The 18,074-nt window shown below is 40.4% G+C and carries 16 protein-coding genes; 10 read left to right on the top strand and 6 right to left on the bottom strand.

Features of this window, described 5'->3' with window-relative positions; translation table 11 throughout:
- The first annotated feature begins 428 nt into the window (after window positions 1-428).
- From MUS1_RS04065 to rlmM, 3 genes are all read left to right on the top strand, one after another.
- Entirely contained in the window at window positions 429-1,520 is a 1,092-nt protein-coding gene (locus tag MUS1_RS04065) for a GGDEF domain-containing protein (protein ID WP_036159452.1), read from the top strand.
- 102 nt (window positions 1,521-1,622) lie between these two features.
- Complete coding sequence (locus MUS1_RS04060) at window positions 1,623-2,342, top strand: TIGR01621 family pseudouridine synthase (RefSeq protein WP_051436095.1); 720 nt, start codon at window positions 1,623-1,625, stop codon at window positions 2,340-2,342.
- On the top strand, window positions 2,342-3,394 hold the full coding sequence (gene rlmM, locus MUS1_RS04055; RefSeq protein ID WP_036159450.1) for a 23S rRNA (cytidine(2498)-2'-O)-methyltransferase RlmM: 1,053 nt from the start codon (window positions 2,342-2,344) through the stop codon (window positions 3,392-3,394). The genes MUS1_RS04060 and rlmM overlap by 1 nt, the downstream gene beginning before the upstream one ends.
- 121 nt (window positions 3,395-3,515) lie before the next feature.
- Here rlmM and MUS1_RS04050 read toward each other — a convergent pair whose 3' ends face one another.
- A complete protein-coding gene (locus tag MUS1_RS04050) occupies window positions 3,516-5,189 on the bottom strand; it encodes a L,D-transpeptidase family protein (RefSeq protein WP_036159448.1) in 1,674 nt (557 codons plus the stop codon).
- Between the two features lie 13 nt (window positions 5,190-5,202).
- Window positions 5,203-5,418, bottom strand: coding sequence for a YkgJ family cysteine cluster protein (locus MUS1_RS16210; RefSeq protein WP_245595748.1), 216 nt, complete (start codon window positions 5,416-5,418; stop codon window positions 5,203-5,205).
- Between MUS1_RS16210 and MUS1_RS16170 the strand changes: the two genes are divergently transcribed.
- On the top strand, window positions 5,345-5,527 hold the full coding sequence (locus MUS1_RS16170) for a hypothetical protein (RefSeq protein WP_051436094.1): 183 nt from the start codon (window positions 5,345-5,347) through the stop codon (window positions 5,525-5,527). The two genes, MUS1_RS16210 and MUS1_RS16170, sit on opposite strands and share 74 nt — an antisense overlap.
- Before the next feature lie 164 nt (window positions 5,528-5,691).
- On the opposite strand, the gene gatB is transcribed toward MUS1_RS16170, so the two are convergent.
- From gatB to gatC, 3 genes are read right to left on the bottom strand one after another with little or no spacing between them, the layout of a single operon-like run.
- Entirely contained in the window at window positions 5,692-7,137 is a 1,446-nt protein-coding gene (gene gatB, locus MUS1_RS04040; RefSeq protein WP_036159446.1) for an Asp-tRNA(Asn)/Glu-tRNA(Gln) amidotransferase subunit GatB, read from the bottom strand.
- Window positions 7,138-7,139: 2 nt separating this feature from the next.
- Complete coding sequence (gene gatA, locus MUS1_RS04035; RefSeq protein WP_036159445.1) at window positions 7,140-8,600, bottom strand: Asp-tRNA(Asn)/Glu-tRNA(Gln) amidotransferase subunit GatA; 1,461 nt, start codon at window positions 8,598-8,600, stop codon at window positions 7,140-7,142.
- Between the two features lie 11 nt (window positions 8,601-8,611).
- Window positions 8,612-8,899, bottom strand: a complete 288-nt coding sequence (gene gatC, locus MUS1_RS04030; RefSeq protein WP_036159443.1) for an Asp-tRNA(Asn)/Glu-tRNA(Gln) amidotransferase subunit GatC — start codon at window positions 8,897-8,899, stop codon at window positions 8,612-8,614.
- Between the two features lie 235 nt (window positions 8,900-9,134).
- On the opposite strand from gatC, the gene MUS1_RS04025 reads away from it, so the two are divergent.
- The 6 genes from MUS1_RS04025 (at window position 9,135) to MUS1_RS04000 (ending at window position 17,424) form a co-directional block, all read left to right on the top strand.
- A complete protein-coding gene (locus tag MUS1_RS04025) occupies window positions 9,135-10,178 on the top strand; it encodes a rod shape-determining protein (RefSeq protein WP_036159441.1) in 1,044 nt (347 codons plus the stop codon).
- A gap of 68 nt (window positions 10,179-10,246) precedes the next feature.
- A complete protein-coding gene (gene mreC / locus MUS1_RS04020) occupies window positions 10,247-11,026 on the top strand; it encodes a rod shape-determining protein MreC (protein ID WP_245595736.1) in 780 nt (259 codons plus the stop codon).
- 2 nt (window positions 11,027-11,028) lie between these two features.
- On the top strand, window positions 11,029-11,502 hold the full coding sequence (gene mreD, locus MUS1_RS04015) for a rod shape-determining protein MreD (RefSeq protein WP_036159439.1): 474 nt from the start codon (window positions 11,029-11,031) through the stop codon (window positions 11,500-11,502).
- A gap of 20 nt (window positions 11,503-11,522) precedes the next feature.
- Window positions 11,523-12,131, top strand: a complete 609-nt coding sequence (locus tag MUS1_RS04010) for a Maf family protein (RefSeq protein ID WP_036159437.1) — start codon at window positions 11,523-11,525, stop codon at window positions 12,129-12,131.
- Complete coding sequence (rng, locus tag MUS1_RS04005; protein ID WP_036159434.1) at window positions 12,124-13,578, top strand: ribonuclease G; 1,455 nt, start codon at window positions 12,124-12,126, stop codon at window positions 13,576-13,578. The genes MUS1_RS04010 and rng overlap by 8 nt, the downstream gene beginning before the upstream one ends.
- An 18-nt stretch (window positions 13,579-13,596) precedes the next feature.
- Window positions 13,597-17,424 carry a YhdP family protein gene (locus MUS1_RS04000; RefSeq protein WP_036159432.1) on the top strand — a complete coding sequence of 1,276 codons (3,828 nt, stop codon included), beginning with the start codon at window positions 13,597-13,599 and terminating at the stop codon, window positions 17,422-17,424.
- Between the two features lie 115 nt (window positions 17,425-17,539).
- Here MUS1_RS04000 and yjgA read toward each other — a convergent pair whose 3' ends face one another.
- Entirely contained in the window at window positions 17,540-18,070 is a 531-nt protein-coding gene (gene yjgA / locus MUS1_RS03995) for a ribosome biogenesis factor YjgA (RefSeq protein ID WP_036159429.1), read from the bottom strand.
- Window positions 18,071-18,074 lie beyond the last annotated feature (4 nt).

Genomic DNA, 18,074 nt, shown 5'->3' with positions numbered 1-18,074 from the left:
CTAAAAAGACAGTTTCTACAAAACAGAAACCGCACCACTTTGGACTTCCGCTTCATCTTTAGGTTTATAATGGTGCGAAAATTGTTTTGTTGACCGATTAGTTAATGTTTTCGAATCTCTTCTTTAATATGTAATTGCTTTAATCAATATCCATGCCAATGATATTGTAAATACAGTTCAATATTAATTTGTAAGTCTGTTTTTGGGTGCGTAGGATACGGAAACTGAATCTACTTGTCTCTAAGGAAGGTGCGAATATGCCTTCTAGGCCTCAATTTTTCAATTAGTGCTTTGATTAAGTTGTTATTGCGTTTGAATTAATAGAAAAATCGAGCGTGATTCTGTAGAATTTTGCCTTCAATATACTTAACAAAAATTTATCTCTTATCAAATGCATTAGTACGTGTTTGATTTTAATTAGGAATGCTGTGTTTAACACAATTAAAAAATTAATAGATAAATTGCTTAATCTTGGTTTTGCCGATGACTTTGGCAATGATCTTAATCAGAAGCATGTCGTAAGCTTTTCTTATTTGGCTTTTTGCTCTGGTTGCTTGATCGTACTTTTTTTATTCGTTTTCTTTCAAATGTTTTTTTTAGCTTCTTTTTCCTTCGTTTGTTTATCGTTAGGGTTGCTTGGTTGGCGTTATAGCTATAGTGGATACTATGAGCGCGCGCAGGTATTAATGCCGATTGTTTCTAGTGTTCAGGTGTTCGTTCTAAGTTTCTTTTATTTTGGTGATAGCAGTGATTTTCATTGGCTTTTTGTGAATGTTCTTATTTATGGTGTGATTGTTTTTAGGGCTGATCAGCGCTTTATTAAACATTCTGTTGTTATTAGTTCCGTGGTTCTTTTTCTAATCTGTGAATTTTTAACGATAGAAGGATTGCATATAACAGCAGAAAGTCAAAACGTTGTTGCGGTCACGGTGTTTCTCTTTGTTTCTTTTTATGTGGCTGTCGTTATTAACTTGGTTATAAGCCGATTAAAATCGGTTAATAGTCATTTACGAACATTAGCTGAGATGGACGAATTAACAGGATTGTCTAATCGACGAAAAGTATTGGCTGATGCCGTAAATATTTTTGCAGATTCCGTTATCAATGGATTGTCGTGTGTCTTCGCTATTATTGATTTGGATCATTTTAAGAAAATCAATGATACTTATGGGCATGAAGCTGGTGATTTAGCATTGTCTCAAATCGCGAAAGTCATGAGTTCTGCTATACGTCCACAAGATGAAATAGGCCGTTATGGCGGCGAAGAGTTTATTGTTATTATGCGTGATATCAACTTGAATCAGGCTGAAGTAGTTGTAGAAAATATACGTAAAAGTGTTGAGGAAATGCTTGTTGAAACCGAACAAGGTGTTGTTATTCCAGTTACTATAAGTGCTGGGTTAGCCGCGATTACCCCTGATGTGTCTCGTTATGAAGAAATATTGGCTCAGGCAGATAAAGGCCTATACAGTGCCAAGCGTAATGGACGAAATCGAATTTTTATTCAGTCTGAATACTAAAAAATATTTATTTCTTTGTTGACATATGAGTTGTCCACTTTCTCTGTGGATAAGCTTGTTAGCTAATCAATTTTTCCTTTATTTATTCGTGATGAGGCAAGTTTGCTCCAGATTTTATTTCGTTGTGATGATTATTGGGTAATTGATAAGCCTGCGGGCATGAGTTTTCATGCGGAGTCCGAAGAGCTTGGTGTGATGCAGGCTTTATCGATGTCTTACCCAGACAATACCTTTTTTCCTGTTCACCGTTTAGATAAATTGACTTCTGGTTTGCTTATCGTTGCTTGTCATGTTCAGGCCGCATCTTTATTCGGTAAAATGTTTGAAAAGCATGAGATGGAAAAACGGTATTTAGCGCTATCAGAACGTAAGCCTAAAAAGAAACAAGGTACTGTTTCTGGTGGCATGGCGACAAGTAGAAGAGGTCAGTGGAAGTTGACTCAGCAAAATGAAAATCTTGCGGTCAGTCAGTTTTTTTCGACTTCTTTTGAAGGGATAAGACTTTTTATTATTAGGCCTTTAACCGGTAAAACACACCAAATACGAGTTGCATTGAAAAGCGTAGGTTCTCCTATTTTAGGTGATGCTAGATATGGTGGTTCAGTATCCGATAGAGGGTATTTACATGCTTACTCTATACAGTTTGAATGGGATGGGGAGACTAAAAAATACCTTTGCCTTCCAACCTCAGGTGAATGTTTTTCACCTGAGTTATCTAGTTTTGTTGTTGCTCATTTTGATGAGTCGCTATTGAAGTGGCCTTCTAAGAAGGTAATTAATATAACTCAGCATCCGTTAGCTCGGACTGAGAAGGAAATTTAATGAAGAATGTATTGGTTTACTGTCGTCAAGGTTTTGAAAAAGATTGCGCGGCAGAATTAGCGGAAGTTGCCAGCAATAAAGGCTTTTATGGCTACGCAAAGGTGGTACCTGACGCGGGTTATGTTGTTTATAACTTTGACCAAGCAGATGCCGGTGAGTTGCTTATTCAGCAATTGAGATTTAATCGTCTTATTTTTGCTCGTCAGATTATTGCGGTAAATGATGTTATTGAGTTAGAGCAGGGCAAGCGTGTTGAGTCTTTACTGGAGGCCGCTAGAGCTTTGCCTTTGGCTGAAGAAATTTGGATCGAAACTGCAGATACGAATGAAGCAAAAGCGCTATCCGGGCTGATTAAAAAGCTTGATAAACCTCTGAAAGAAGGTTGGAAGAAATCGGGCGTGCTACGCAATAAAGCCGTTGGAGTAAGGCATCATGTTTTCATGTTAAGCGGAGAGGCGGCTTATTTGGGGGTGTCTTATGCTGTTTGTCGTAGTGAGTTTCCTATGGGGATTCGTCGCTTACGTTTTCCAGCAGCGGGGCCAAGCCGTTCTACTTTAAAATTAGAAGAGGCTTTTTTGCAGTTTGTTCCAGAGCAAAAGCTTGAAGAGGATCTTATTGAAGGGATGACAGCGGTTGATTTGGGTGCTGCGCCAGGAGGTTGGACTTATCAATTTGTTAAAAAAGGCATTCATGTTATTGCGATTGATAATGGTCCAATGCAAAAAGAATTGATGTCTACCGGGTTGGTGGAGCACGAAAAAGCGGATGGTTTTAAGTATGAACCACCTTATACTGTAGATTGGCTGGTGTGTGATATGGTTGAGCGCCCAATCAAGGTGGCTGAATTAATGGCTAAGTGGTTGGCAAGTGGTTGGACTCGACGAGCCATTTTTAACTTGAAATTACCGATGAAGAAACGTTATCAAGAAGTGTCTTTGTGTTTGCAGGCTATTGATGATTTGTTGAAAAAAGCGGGTGTTCGATACAACTATCAAGTTAAGCACCTTTATCATGACCGTGAGGAAATCACTGTTTGTATTATGGTTAAGTAACTAAAATACTGACGAATGTCTTTGTGGTTAGTTTCTTAAGTAAACAATAAAAAGCCCTATAAAATCATCGTGATTTATAGGGCTTTTTATTTGATGCAATGACGTTCTGTGGTGTTGTAGGTTAAATGGAATCCTTTACTCTAAAAGGTTTGTAGCCCATTGCTTCTTCCATTAATGGATCTCTTTCATAAATGTCGTTGCGGAATTCTGGCATGCCATTCGCATTTGCTGCAGCTGTGAAATAGATCAGGTACACAGGAATGTATGTCGGTAATGAAATGACTGAGTTGCTGCCTTCTTTTAGAGTTTTTCTCATTTGATTAAATTGATTGCTTCCCTTGGTTATTTTTTGTGCAAATTCCGCAGGATTTTCTAGGCGTATACAGCCAGAACTGAAAGCTCTTTCAGTTTGTCTAAATAGGTGTTTTGCTGGTGTGTCGTGCAAATAGATGTCGTTTTTGTTTGGGAACATAAATTTATATTGCCCCATTGCATTGTCTTCATCAGGTGTTTGCTCAAAACGAAAGCGCATTTCATTTTCTTTAATTTCTTTCCAGTTAATTTGTGTGGAATCTAGTTCTTTTGCGCCAATGCTCCAGCTAGAGAAGACCTTGTAGCCATGTTTAACCAGGTAGTTTGGGTCAGCTTGTAATTTTGGCAATAGATTTTCTCTGGCGATGCGGTGTGGTACGCGCCAAGTTGGATTGGTAACCATGTAGGTCATTAAGCCTTTAAATACCGGTGTTTTTCTCTCTGTTGTACCTATAACAACTTTCATTGAGGTGAGTTCGCCATTTAGGTGCATATCTACTGTGTAGTTAGTTAGATCTACCCAAATACGATTTGCTTCTAATTCACTTGGTAGCCAGCGCCATCTTTCTAAGTTATAAGCTATTTGTTTGGCTCTCATTTCTAAAGGGACATTAAGCATTTCTATTGTTTGAGAGCCTGCTGAGCCATCAGCAGATAAATGGTGACGACGTTGAAAACGTTTGAGGGCATCTTTTAGTCGAATGTCAAATTGCTCTTCGTTGACTTTTCGAGTGGAGAAGCGAATGTCGCCAAGCTGTACAAGGCGCGCCCTTAATTGTGCTACTCGTGGACCTTCATCGCCAGCCGTCAAGAGAGAGCCAGGAGTAACAAAGATGTCTTTTTCTTTTAGAGATAAATCTTGGTAATAAACCAGCCACTTCTGAAGTACTTGGTACTGTGGGCTTCGAGGAGCAAGTAATTGAAGATAATTCACCATATCGGTTGCTGAATCAAGGTGTAGTAAGTCGTTCCAGTTGTTGTTTGGCGCATCCAGTTGCCAGTTCGGATCAATAAGTTGTGGCTCGTAACGACCGTTGCTTAAATCATGGGCATAGCTTGCTAAGGCAATAGTTGCTATAACGTCCATTTCAGCCAGCTGTTGTGGCGTCGGATTTTTTAGCGCTAAATATTCTTTGATGATTTCGGCATGATAATGAATAGGGCTTAGACCGTGAGTGTAAGACTGCTCAAGAATATCAACAAGCTTGTAGATCGACATGTTGAGGGTTTTATTCTTGATCCAAATGGGGTCATAGTCACGAGCTTCATAAGCGCCGAGTACACTGTTATTTGGAAGGGCTTGACCTGCGACAGGGGTGAAGGCATTTAATGTGAGTGAGACTTGCTCTTTTACGCTGCTTTTTATTTGAGATTCGCTTGGCGGCTCAACAATAAACTGTTTGCCAGATTGAGGTGTTGAGCAGGCGCTAAGTGCCAGACTGGTACAGATTAGTAGAAGTAGTTGTTTCGCCGATGTCGTCATAGGTGTTCCTTGTTTATGGGCTTTTTGTATTGGTCGTGCATGTGTAGTCTTCTAAAAAAGCCAGAATGGTTGTGGCTTCCTCTTTGTTCTTTCCGCATATGTCTTCTTCTGGCATAAATTTCTCACATACTTGTGGACGAGAGGGGTCTCCAAATATGGCGCAGCTAAAATCGCTGAGCAATTGTATGCAAGGTTTACCTGCAGGCTTTCCATTTGGCATCCCTGGAATTGGCGATGAAATAGAAGGTGCTGTGCAGCATGCTCCGCAATCTGGTCTGCATTGCATAGTCTACAACCTTGTATTACGTCAAAAGAGTATAAATAAAACTGTTGTTTAATATATAACTTATTTATTGAATAGGATCTTAGGTTGTTGTTGAGAGCTTTGTATCCTTTTCATATGAATGGATAAAAACACTAGAAATCTTAAATGTCTTTTTTTAAATCCGCCAAGTCATTAAGCGACTTGGCGGGCATTCTTTTACTGGCTCAGAAGAGCTGTTTAACCTTTAAGCATTTTGACAAGGATTGGATTGACTACCCCAGGGTTTGCTTTGCCTTGGGAAGCTTTCATTACTTGTCCGACAAAGAAGCCGATCATCTTCTTCTGTTTGTCTTCTTCTGCTGCACGATATTGTTCAACCTGTGCTGCATTTGCATCAAGTATTGTTTGAATCATGGTTTCGATAGCACCGGTATCGGTAACTTGTTTTAGACCTTTAGATTCAATGATGTCGTCTGCAGATCCTTCTCCTTCCCACATCGCTTGAAAAACATCTTTGGCCGTTTTTCCGTTGATTGTGTTGTCTTTTATGCGAACGAGTAGTTCACCAAAAGCCTGAGCGTTAACGGGGCTATTTTCGATCTCTAGCTGTTCTTGGTTGAGTAGTTTGCTTAATTCACCCATTACCCAGTTTGCAGTTAGTTTCGCATCTTTGACTATAGTGTTTGCACTCTCAAAGTAATCTGCCATAGGTCGAGTAGAAGAAAGCACATGAGCATCGTATTCGCTTAGTTTGTACTCGTTTTCAAAGCGTGCGGCTTTCTGGCTAGGGAGTTCAGGAAGAGTTGCTTTTATTTCGTCTACATAGTCTTGCGTTAGAACGATTGGCAATAGGTCTGGGCAAGGGAAATAGCGATAGTCATTTGCGTCTTCTTTAGAACGCATGCTGCGAGTTTCGTTTTTCTCAGGATCATACAAACGTGTTTCCTGAATGATTCGACCACCATCTTCTAGTATGTCGGCTTGGCGTTCAATCTCAGTGTAGATCGCTTTTTCAATAAAGCGGAATGAGTTGACGTTTTTGATTTCTGTGCGAGTGCCGTATTCGGTTTGGCCTTTTGGTCGCAGTGAAATATTGACATCACAACGCATTGAACCTTCGGCCATGTTTCCATCGCAGATGCCAAGATAGGTCACGATAGAGTGAATCATTTTAACGTAAGCCACAGCTTCTTTTGCAGAGCGAATGTCTGGCTCTGATACAATTTCAAGTAGTGGCGTGCTAGAGCGGTTTAGATCTATCCCTGTCATGCCTTGAAAGTCTTCATGCAGAGATTTGCCTGCATCTTCTTCAAGGTGAGCGCGTGTGATGCCTATTCGAGATGTAGTTCCATCTTCCAGTGTGACATCAAGATGACCAATGCCCACAATAGGGTGATCCATTTGGCTCGTCTGATAGCCTTTTGGTAGGTCAGGGTAGAAATAGTTTTTACGTGCAAAGACAGATGTCATACCTATTTCAGCATTAATAGCATGGCCAAACATAACGGCCATTCGTAATGCTTCTTTATTGAATACCGGTAAGGCGCCAGGCATCCCCAAATCCACTAACGTGGTTTGAGTGTTGGGCTCAGCGCCAAAGCCAACGGCAGCGCCAGAGAATAGTTTTGATTTCGTGGTGAGCTGAGTATGAATCTCAAGACCAATAACGACTTCCCAATTCATGCTTATGCTCCTTTTGCCATTGTTGGTGATTGTAAATGCCAGTCAGTATGTTGCTGATACTGGTGTGCTACGTTAAGTAGCTTGGCTTCGGCAAAATAATCGCCCATTACTTGAAGGCCAACCGGCATGCCATCAACAAAGCCAGCAGGAACTGACATAGCGGGAATGCCAGCAAGGTTCACGGACAGTGTGTAGATATCTTCTAAATACATGGCGACTGGATCGCTTGTCTTGCTGCCAAGATCAAATGCTGTGGTTGGGGCGACTGGGCCCATAATCACGTCAACTTCACTAAGTGCTTTCACAAAGTCTTCTTTAATAAGGCGGCGGATTTTCTGAGCCTTTAGATAGTAAGCGTCATAGTAGCCTTCAGATAATGCGTAAGTTCCGACCATGATGCGTTTTTGTACTTCTGAGCCAAAACCTTCCGCACGTGAACGCATATACATATCTAATAAATCTTTTGGATCGTCACAGCGATGGCCAAATCGTACGCCATCAAAGCGAGATAGATTTGACGATGCTTCTGAAGGTGCAATGACGTAATAAGACGGGATGCTAAGTTGTAAGTTTGGTAAAGAGATTTCCTTTATTGTCGCGCCAAGTTTTTCGAACTCTTTAACAGCTGCCATAATGACATCCGCTACTTTTGAATCGAGGCCATCACCAAAATATTCTTTCGGAAGGCCAATTTTCAAACCGGTAAGTGGGGCGTTTATGTTCGTAAGGTAATCGTCATTTGGGTTTTCTGCAGACGTTGAATCTTTCTCGTCAAAACCTGCCATGGCTTGCATTAAATGTGCGCAATCTTCGGCGCTTTTCGCCATTGGGCCGCCCTGATCTAGACTAGATGCATAAGCAATCATACCGAAACGAGACACTCGGCCGTAAGTCGGTTTTAAGCCTGTAATGCCACAGAAAGAAGCCGGTTGGCGAATTGAGCCGCCAGTGTCTGTGCCTGTTGCAGCAACAGCAAGTCCAGCAGCGATAGCTGCAGCGGAGCCACCTGATGAGCCACCCGGGACTGTGTTTACATTCCAAGGGTTTTTAACGGCACCATAAAAACTGTTTTCGTTAGATGAACCCATGGCGAATTCGTCCATGTTGGTTTTACCTAACATAACAGCGCCAGCTTGTTGAATGCGACTCGTAACTGTCGATTCATAAGGCGGGATGAAGTTGTTTAGCATTTTTGACCCGCAAGTGGTCAAGGTGCCTTCAGTACAAAAAAGGTCTTTATGAGCGATTGGGATGCCCGTTAGGCTGGTGCCTTTTCCATTTTTCAATAAATTATCAGCCGCTTCAGCCTGACTCAGAGCCAATTGTTCAGTGACGGTAATATAACTGTTTAACTGAGGATCAAGCTTGGTAATACGGTCTAGAAAATGGCGTGTTAATTCGACGCTGGAGATGTCTTTGTTACGTAATTGTTGTGCTAATGCCGAGATACTTTGTTCAAACATGTGTCTCTCTCTTAATCGATCACTTTCGGTACTAGGAAAAGACCGGCTTCGGTCTGAGGGGCGTTCGCTAGGAAAGCATCACGACGGTTTTCTTCAGTTACTACGTCGTCTCTTAGTCTTTGCGTCATTTCAAGTGGATTGGATAGTGGTTTTACACCATCTGTGTTCACTGATTGCATTTGCTCGACTAATGATAAAACACTGGATAAAGAGTGTTGGTATTGATCGGCGTCTTCCTCTGTAAGGGCGAGGCGTGCCAAGTGTGCAATTTTTTGCACGTCTTGTTTATCTATGGACATGTTTCACCTGATTTTTGATTGTCATTAAATGGTTAACATTGTATCTCTTCATTAATTTCCTATAAAGCTAACAGCGTGAAAAACCTAACTTATTTTTAGATTGTTTTAAAAAAACGCTAAACAGAGGGGAACATAGGAAGTTTTTTGAGATTTACGTTGAATCAACTTGCCCATTGGGCAAGTGATTGATACATTTTGTCACTGTTCGTATCGTATTATCAGGGTGTAAGAATTCATGTTTAAGAAAATCAGGGGAATGTTTTCAAGTGATTTGTCCATTGACTTAGGGACGGCAAATACCCTTATTTACGTTCGTGATCGCGGAATCGTGCTTGATGAGCCGTCTGTGGTGGCTATTCGTCATAATGGAAATCAAAAAACAGTGGCGTCGGTAGGTACTGATGCAAAGCGTATGTTAGGTCGTACACCTGGCAATATTACAGCTATTAGACCAATGAAAGATGGCGTTATTGCTGACTTTCATGTGACAGAAAAAATGCTTCAGTACTTCATTTCAAAAGTACATGAAAACAGTTTTTTGAAACCAAGCCCACGTGTATTAGTTTGTGTGCCTTGTAAATCAACTCAAGTTGAGCGTCGCGCAATTAAAGAGTCTGCTTTAGGCGCTGGTGCACGTGAAGTGTATATCATCGAAGAACCTATGGCGGCAGCTATAGGCGCAGGGCTTCCTGTTGCTGAAGCTTCTGGCTCTATGGTTATTGATATCGGTGGCGGTACAACCGAGATCGCAATCATTTCTTTAAATGGTATTGTGACATCTGAATCTATTCGTGTCGGTGGTGACCGTTTTGATGAAGCGATTACGACTTATGTTCGTCGTCAATATGGTAGCTTGATTGGTGATGCAACCGCAGAACGTATTAAAACAGAAATCGGTATGGCTTATCACACCGGCGAAGAGTTACAGATCGATGTGCGTGGTCGTAATTTAGCTGAAGGTATTCCTCGTTCATTTACGTTGAGTAGCACTGAAATTCTTGAAGCTTTACAAGAGCCATTAGCTCAAATCGTTCAAGCAATTAAAGGTGTACTTGAACAATCTCCACCAGAATTAGCTGCAGATATTGGTGAAACGGGTTTAGTCCTAACTGGCGGTGGTGCTTTATTGCGTGAGATAGATCGTCTAATCAGTGAAGAGACAGGTTTACCTGTCATTATTGCGGATGATCCTCTTACTTGTGTTGCTCGTGGTGGCGGTATGGCGCTAGAGTTGATGGATAAACATGCGTCCGAGCTTTTTACTGAAGATAATGAGTAAAAGGTTAGGAGTACACCATTAATAAAGCGCTTCAACTTGGCGGTCAGGTTTCTAGTACGCGTTTTTTTGTGCTGGTTATCATTTCCGTCGCAATGATTTTGGCTGATATTCGATATTCAACTTTCTCACAAGTAAGGCCTTATTTGACTTTACTTGTGACGCCAATACAAGTTGTAGTAAATACGCCTCAAAAACTTCTTTACTGGTCAAGTGAACATCTTGCCAGTAGAGAGGGGTTGGTTGCGGAAAATCAAGCTTTACAGTCTGAGATTTTATTGTTGCGTAGTCGCCAGCAGAGGCTGGATTCTCTTCAAGCTGAAAATGTTCGCTTGCGCGAATTGTTGGATGCTTCTCAGCGCGTTGATGAAAAAATCGTTATGGCGGAAGTGATTGGTTTTGATCAAAATGCTTACAGTCATAGATTAATGATCGATAAAGGCTTTTCTTCAGGAGCGTATGTTGGGCAACCGGTATTAGACGCTACAGGTGTTTTAGGGCAGGTGGTTGAGACGGCTGCCTATAGTAGTCGAGTGTTGTTGATTGCTGATGCGAGCCACTTTATTCCTGTGCAACTTTCCCGGACAGGGCTTCGAGGGATTCTGAGAGGGACAGGGGATTTGAAAGAGATGGAGTTGATGAGTGTTCCTCGATCTGTCGATATTAAAAAAGGAGATATTTTAACAACTTCAGGTCTCGATAATCGTTTTCCAAGTGGTTACCCTGTTGGTGTGGTGAGGAGTGTTAAGCATACGCAGGGTAAGTCTTACGCAGATGTTAGTGTTGTACCTTTAGCTCAATTAGGTCGTAGCCGACACGTAATGTTAATTGATAAATCTAAAGCAGATTGATAATGAAGCCCATTTTTGTATTTTTCGCTACCTTATTAACTGCCTTAATGCTTGAAGCTGTACCCTTTCCAGAAGAGTTTGTTTGGTTTCGCCCTGAGTGGGCTTTGTTGGTTATTCTATATTGGGTAATCGCTTTACCATATAAAGTTGGTGTTGGTATGGCGTGGTTTTTGGGGTTGATGATTGATTTGTTACAAGGTGGCATTATTGGTCAACACTCTCTTACTTATGTGATTATTGCTTATACTTGTGCTGTTTTTTACCAGAGATTGAGGATGTATCACCCTTGGCAGCAGGCTTTTTTTGTTGGCGTGCTTGTGAGTATTAATCAACTTGTAGATTTTTGGGTCGATCATTATCTTGGTTATGCAGAGCCTACTTTAATGATCTTTATGCCTGCCGTTATTACAGGGTTGTTGTGGCCTTGGTCTTTTATTATTTTACGCAGTGTGCGTCGTATGTACGCGATTCGTTAAGTCCTTTTTGGGAATAGTTTATGCTTGTTTTGGCTTCAGCTTCGCCGAGAAGAAAAGAGCTGCTCAGTCTTTTGGTGAAAGAGTTTGATATTTTACCCGCTGATATTGATGAAACGCCTTATGATCAGGAAAAAGCTGAAGATTACGTTATTCGAATGGCGCTTGAAAAAGCGACTGCAGCAGTGAATAAATACAAACAACAATGCAATGCAGCCATTGATACTCTTTTTATTGCTTCAGATACCAGTGTGGTAATCGATGGCGAAGTTTTAGGTAAACCTAACTCGCTTGATGAATCTAAAAGTATGCTAAGACTGCTCTCCGGTCGCTCTCACCAAGTTATTACCTCTCTTTGTCTCTGTAATTTAAATCGTGATCATGTTGCTACTAAGCTTGTTGTGAGTGATGTGCTATTTCGTAACATTTCAGATGTAGAAATTGACCAATATTGGAAAACAGGAGAGCCTCAAGATAAAGCAGGTTCTTATGGCATTCAGGGGTTAGGTTCGATTTTTGTTCAATCTATTTCAGGTTCATATTCGGCAGTAGTCGGATTGCCACTCTTTGAAACGGCGCAGCTATTGGCGCAGTTTGGAATTCATTCGCTAGAGGATATGTCTCATGAGTGAAGATGTACTCATAAATGTCACTCCTATGGAGATTCGTGTTGCTCTGGTCGAAAACGGAGTGCTGCAAGAAGTATACATAGAGCGTTCAAGCCGAAAAGGAATTGTTGGTAATATTTATCAAGGAAAAGTAGTTCGAGTGTTACCTGGTATGCAGGCGGCATTTGTTGATATTGGACTTGAACGGGCTGCCTTTATTCATGTCTCTGAAGTTGCAGATCGTGATGCGGTTAATCCGAGTGATCAAATAGGCGATTATTTGCGTGAAGGTCAATCGCTTGTTGTTCAGGTAACTAAAGATCCGATCAGTACAAAAGGGGCGCGTTTAACAACCCATTTGTCTATTCCTTCTCGTTATTTGGTCTATATGCCAGATCAAGCTCATGTTGGTGTAAGTCAAAGAATTGAAAATGAAGCTGAGAGGGAGCGCCTTAAGTCGCTTGTTTCTAGTGCTCTTACAGACGCTGAAGAAAGTAGTGGTTATATATTGCGTACAGCTGCAGAAAGAGCAGGTGAAGAAGAAATTCTTGCCGATATTAAATTCCTAACTCGATTGTGGCAATCAGTAAAGCGTCGCATGAAAAGTGCAAAAACGCCGTCTGTTATTTATGAAGATTTACCTTTGCATTTACGAACTATGAGAGATCTAGTTGGATTAACGACGGAAAAAATCCGTATAGATTCTAAAGAAAATTATGCGAAGTTACGTTCTTTCGCTGATGATTTTATTCCTGAGTTAACAGACAGAATAGAGTACTACCCTGGCGAGCGACCTATTTTTGATCTATATAGTGTGGAAGATGAAATTCACAAAGCACTGGATCGAAAAGTTCAGTTAAAATCGGGTGGCTATTTGTTGGTTGAGCAAACTGAATCAATGACAACCATAGATGTTAATACCGGAGCGTTTGTTGGTAGCCGTAATCTTGAAGAAACAATTTATAAGACGAATCTAGAGGCGGCTACCGCAATAGGTCGTCAGCTTAGATTGCGTAATCTTGGCGGAATTATCATTATAGACTTCATTGATATGGAAGATGAAGAGCATAAGCGCCAAGTATTAAGAATGCTTGAAAAAATCTTGGATGTGGATCACGCTAAGACAAAAATTACAGGTGTTTCTGAACTTGGCTTAGTTGAAATGACAAGAAAGAGAACTCGTGAAAGTTTAGGTCAAACTTTGTGTGAGCCTTGTCGGTCATGCCGCGGAAGTGGTTTGGTGAAAACGCCTGAAACTGTTTGCTATGAGATATTTCGTGAGATTTTACGAGCAGACCGTGCCTACGACTCTCAAACCTATACTGTTTTGGCAGCAAGTTCTGTGGTTGAGCGTTTTCTTGATGAAGAGAGTTCAGGTGTGGCTGAATTAGAAGCGTTTATTCGTAAAACTATCCGATTTCAAGTGGATTCTGTTTATACGCAGGATCAATATGATGTTGTTCTTCGCTAACAACCATTAGGCTTTAAAATGAGTTGGTTATTACGTAAAATATTCCTCACGTTGTTTTGGGGAGGTGTTGTTTTTTCGTGTTTAATTGCAGTCTTTGCAGTTAGTGTCGGACAACTACTTCCTTATTTGGATTATTATCGTCCACAAATAGAGCGTAATTTACAGCAGATTACCGGTTATGCTGTTTCCTTAGAGCAGATAGATGGTCGTTTGGAGGGGGTTGACCCGACGGTGTCTGTTGGTGGATTTCATTTACAGGCAAACGGTAAATCGGCTATTTCGATTGATGAAATGCGAGTTCGAGTTGATCTGATAAAATCCCTTCTTAGTTTCAGTCCTCAATTTACATATATTAGATTTGTTGGATCCAATGTTGCGTTGGAAGAGAGTGATGGTCAATGGCGCCTTAATGGTGCCAAGCCACTTCAGACCGTTCGCAATGAAGTGGGTGTTGAGCGAATTTTAGATTATTTGTCAGCGCAACGTAATTTTTCAATTCTAGATGCCACTATTGATATTCACAGTGCTCAGTTTGGTGAACATACAATACAAATTCCTCAAGTTTATATCTTCCAAAAAGAGTTTGGTTCTTTAGTAAAGTCTAGACTTTATCTTGATGCTTATGAAGCACCGTTTCAGATTAGTGCTCGCGTTGAAGATACACGTTTACTTGGTGGTTATCGTGTTAAAGCGTCTATACAGGCTCCTGTTATTTCTCTTCCTTTGCGCGAGATGTTTCCGTCTATGCCTTATTCATTGTCATCTGTTGAACTGGGCGGTGATGTTTGGGTGGATGCTTTAATAGATAAAGAGTTTGAAGTGCGAGCTGAATCAGCACATATGAAATTTGCTTTTGAAGATGGTCAGACATACGAAACTTCTCCCTCAGTAAAACTACGCTATACACAAAAACACCCTAATTTACGTATCGATGTACATGATGTAGAGATTAAAGATCAAACAGGCGTTACTTACCCTACGGCTAATTTGGTGTTTGATTGGTCATCTGTTACGAATCGCTCTAGTGTTAATTTTAATGAAGTTGACCTTGGTTTTACTCATCAGGCACTGTCTTATTTTTTACCTGAAAAGTCTGATGCGATAAAACTATTAAATGGGCTTTCGCCTGATGGCACGGCAAAGAATGGTTCTTTTCAGTTTTGGCGTGAAAATGATGAAATGTCGTTTCAGTTGTTAAGTAATCTAGAAGCGGCTTCGGTGAAGGCTTATAACGGAATTCCAAAAGCTAATAAGATAAATGCGATCTTTAGCTTATCTAATGACAGTGGTTATATCGATTTTAAAGGCAAAGGTAGTGAAATCAGCTTTGATACTGTTTATAAGGATTCTTGGAAAACTGAGGCCTTATCTGGTTATGTTGATTGGCGTAAACAACAGGATGTCTTTCTATTAACAGGTCGAGATCTTCATATTAAACGCAATGGTGCAGATGTTAGTGGTGGATTCCGATTAGAGATTCGAGAAGATTTACCTAGTTGGATATCATTAGATTTGCATGGCAATAATATCTCAGCACTAGATCGGTTAACGTATATTCCTGATAATGCGCTTGGTGAAGATCTACGGTCTTGGATACAGGATGGTTTTGCTGAAATTGGACAAGCGGATGTGGCAGATGTATTGATCCAAAGCGATTTGGTTGAGGGCGCTGTGCCACACGTTCGAGTGCGAGTGGCAGCAAGTGATCTTGATGTGGCTTTTCATGAGGATTGGCCGACAGCCAAAAAAGTAAACGGAGTATTCGAATTTGATAATACTGGTGTTTCGGTACAAATCGATACAGCTTCTTTATTAGGCCTTCCTGTTAATAATTTATTAATTACAGTCCCTATTAATGAGGGAGCGGCAGATTGGTTAAATTTACAGGGACAGCTTGAAGGTGAGATCTCTACTATTCTTACAGTGCTTAGGAAAACCCCATTAAAAGAGACGGTTCTTTTACCTTTTGAAACTTGGGAAGCTAAAGGTGAAATTAAGAGTGAATTTGCTATAGGGATACCTTTTTCTAAAGACATTGAGCCAAAAGTAAATTTAGGTTTGGACTTCCAAGAAAACCATCTTTTGATAAATAACATTGAATTGGCCTCATATATTAAAAAAGGTCGATTTAATTACAGCACAAATGAAGGGATAACTGATTCGACATTTGACGTACAAACATTAGGAGGGGCCTCTCAATTACAGTTGTCTTCTGTAAATAAAGAAAATGGGAGGCTGGCGGTTATAGGGGATATTGTTGGTACCGCAGATCTTGCTCAAGTCGCTGCTTGGCATAAGTTACCGGATACCCTCATTGAAAAAATATCAGGCAATGTTGCATATAACGGTAAGTTACTGATTAACAAAACTCAAGAAGGTCAGGTTGATTTAACGATTAATAGTGATTTGGTTGGTGTAAATATTGATCTGCCAGAACCCATTGGGAAGAAAGCAGAAGAAGCGAAGAAATTGCACCTTAAAGTGATGCAGCATGAAAGTGATATTGTTATTGATACGGATTATAACCAGTTATCGAAGGCTCGATTTTTACTCCAAAATGGTGAATTCATTGGTGGGGAAATTATCTTGAATGGCGGTCAAAATCAAACCTTAAATTCAGCTATATCTAAGGGATTGGTTCTGACAGGTAGTTTTGACCACGTTTATGTTCAAGAGTGGCAGTCAGCGTTTGCCGATTTATCGAGTCCTGCTTCAAAGGGTGTTGAAATACCCAAATTGCCAGAGTGGATCAATAAAATTGACTTAATCGTTGATGAGGTTGTGATGAATCCACAGAATACATTAAATAACTTTAAAGTTAATTATAGCGCTGCGTCTGATAAGTCATTGTATGTGAGTTCGGATGAGGTCAATTTCTCTTTTCTAGAAAAGGGCGGCATTCCTGATCTACATTTTGATTTCCTAAGCTGGAATACGGCACCATCAGAAGATTCAGATATTGTGCCATCAGATCGTATTCCAACAGAAGCACCGATAACGGCAAGTCAAATACCTAATATGACTGTTTCGGTTGATCAGTTATATATCGATGAACAACCATATGGTGATTGGCAATTAAAGGTTTCGCGAGATGGTGATAGTGTTCGTGTTCGTGTCGATCCAGTTTCTACTAAGCTGAAGAAAGGTGATTTTAATGGAAGTCTTGTTTGGTTGGATAAGGGAGAGGAATCCAGTGTTGCTTTGCTGATAGCTGCCAATGGTGCTGATTTATCTGAGTTGACTGGTAAGTTTTCTAGTGAGGCTTTTGTGTCTTCTAAAAAATATAAGATCAATGTGGCGCTCGATTGGGAAGGACATCCTTTTTACTTTGATAGGCAATCTGTTGCTGGACGTATCAGTTTTTCTGCAGAAGATGGTAATTTTAATAAAGTAGATGAGTTGCCTGCGTTTTTGAAATTTTTAGGCGTTTTTAATGCTGGTGCTTTGACAAGACGGCTTTCATTAGACTTTTCAGATATGTATCAGCCAGGACTTACTTATGATGATTTTAGCGGTGAACTCTCTCTAGGTGATGGTATTTTGAAAACAACTTCCCCTATTACTGTAGATTCTCCCTCGGCTGTACTTTCTTTGGCAGGCAAAGCGAATATTGTAGAAGAGATTTTTGATGAAACACTAACAGCGACGTTTCCTTTGACAGGAGCTTTGCCTCTTGCTGGTCTTTTATGGGGAACACCGCAGTTAGCTGGTTTGCTTTATATTACCGATAAATTAATTGGTGATCAGCTTTCAAAGGTAACCAGTGTGCAATATAAAATCGAAGGTTCTTTTAATAATCCGACAATGACACCCATTAAATATAATCCATTAGAGGTAAAAAAATAGTGAGTTTTGTCTGATTTTTAAGACGTATTTATTACATTTTACATGACAATAAAAAGCCTTAGTTTATGACAAACTAAGGCTTTTTATTGGTGTGATAAGAATTTAAAAATAGCTTTTATAAGCCTAAACGCTTCTCTTCGGCTTCACGTAAAAAACGAAACAGTTTTTTGCGGTTTGTCGTTTTGCTTTCTTGTAATGCTTCTTTTTGGGATAGGCGAATTAATTGTCTAAGAAGTTGGATGTCTTCAATTTCAGGGTTCTCGTCTAAAAATTTAGATAGGGCTTCTTTGCTATTTTCGCCAATTAAAGTATCTCGTTTAATCTCTAGTTGATGAAATAGTTTGTTGTATGCTGCTGATGTGGAGTCAAACAGAGCTACACGCTGCGCAATGGCTTCATGATCTTCTGTTCTCATTACTCTGCCAATGTACTGTAAGTGCCTTCTCATTGCCTCGTGTTTTTTAATGCGGCCAGCTTCAACGAATGCCTCACGGAGTGTCTCTGACATATCAACTTTTTTAAGTTGATTTTTACTAAGCCCAAGCATTTTCTTACCAAGATCTTGTAGCGCTTCTACTTCGCGTTTGATCTGGGTTTTGCTCTTAGGAATTTCATCTTCATTTTCATATTGATCGAAGTCTGTCATGGGA

The organism is Marinomonas ushuaiensis DSM 15871 (genome assembly GCF_000521805.1).
Classification (GTDB): domain Bacteria; phylum Pseudomonadota; class Gammaproteobacteria; order Pseudomonadales; family Marinomonadaceae; genus Marinomonas; species Marinomonas ushuaiensis.
The sequence above is the reverse complement of the archived record's forward strand: the minus strand, read 5'-3'. Positions and strand labels throughout refer to the sequence as shown.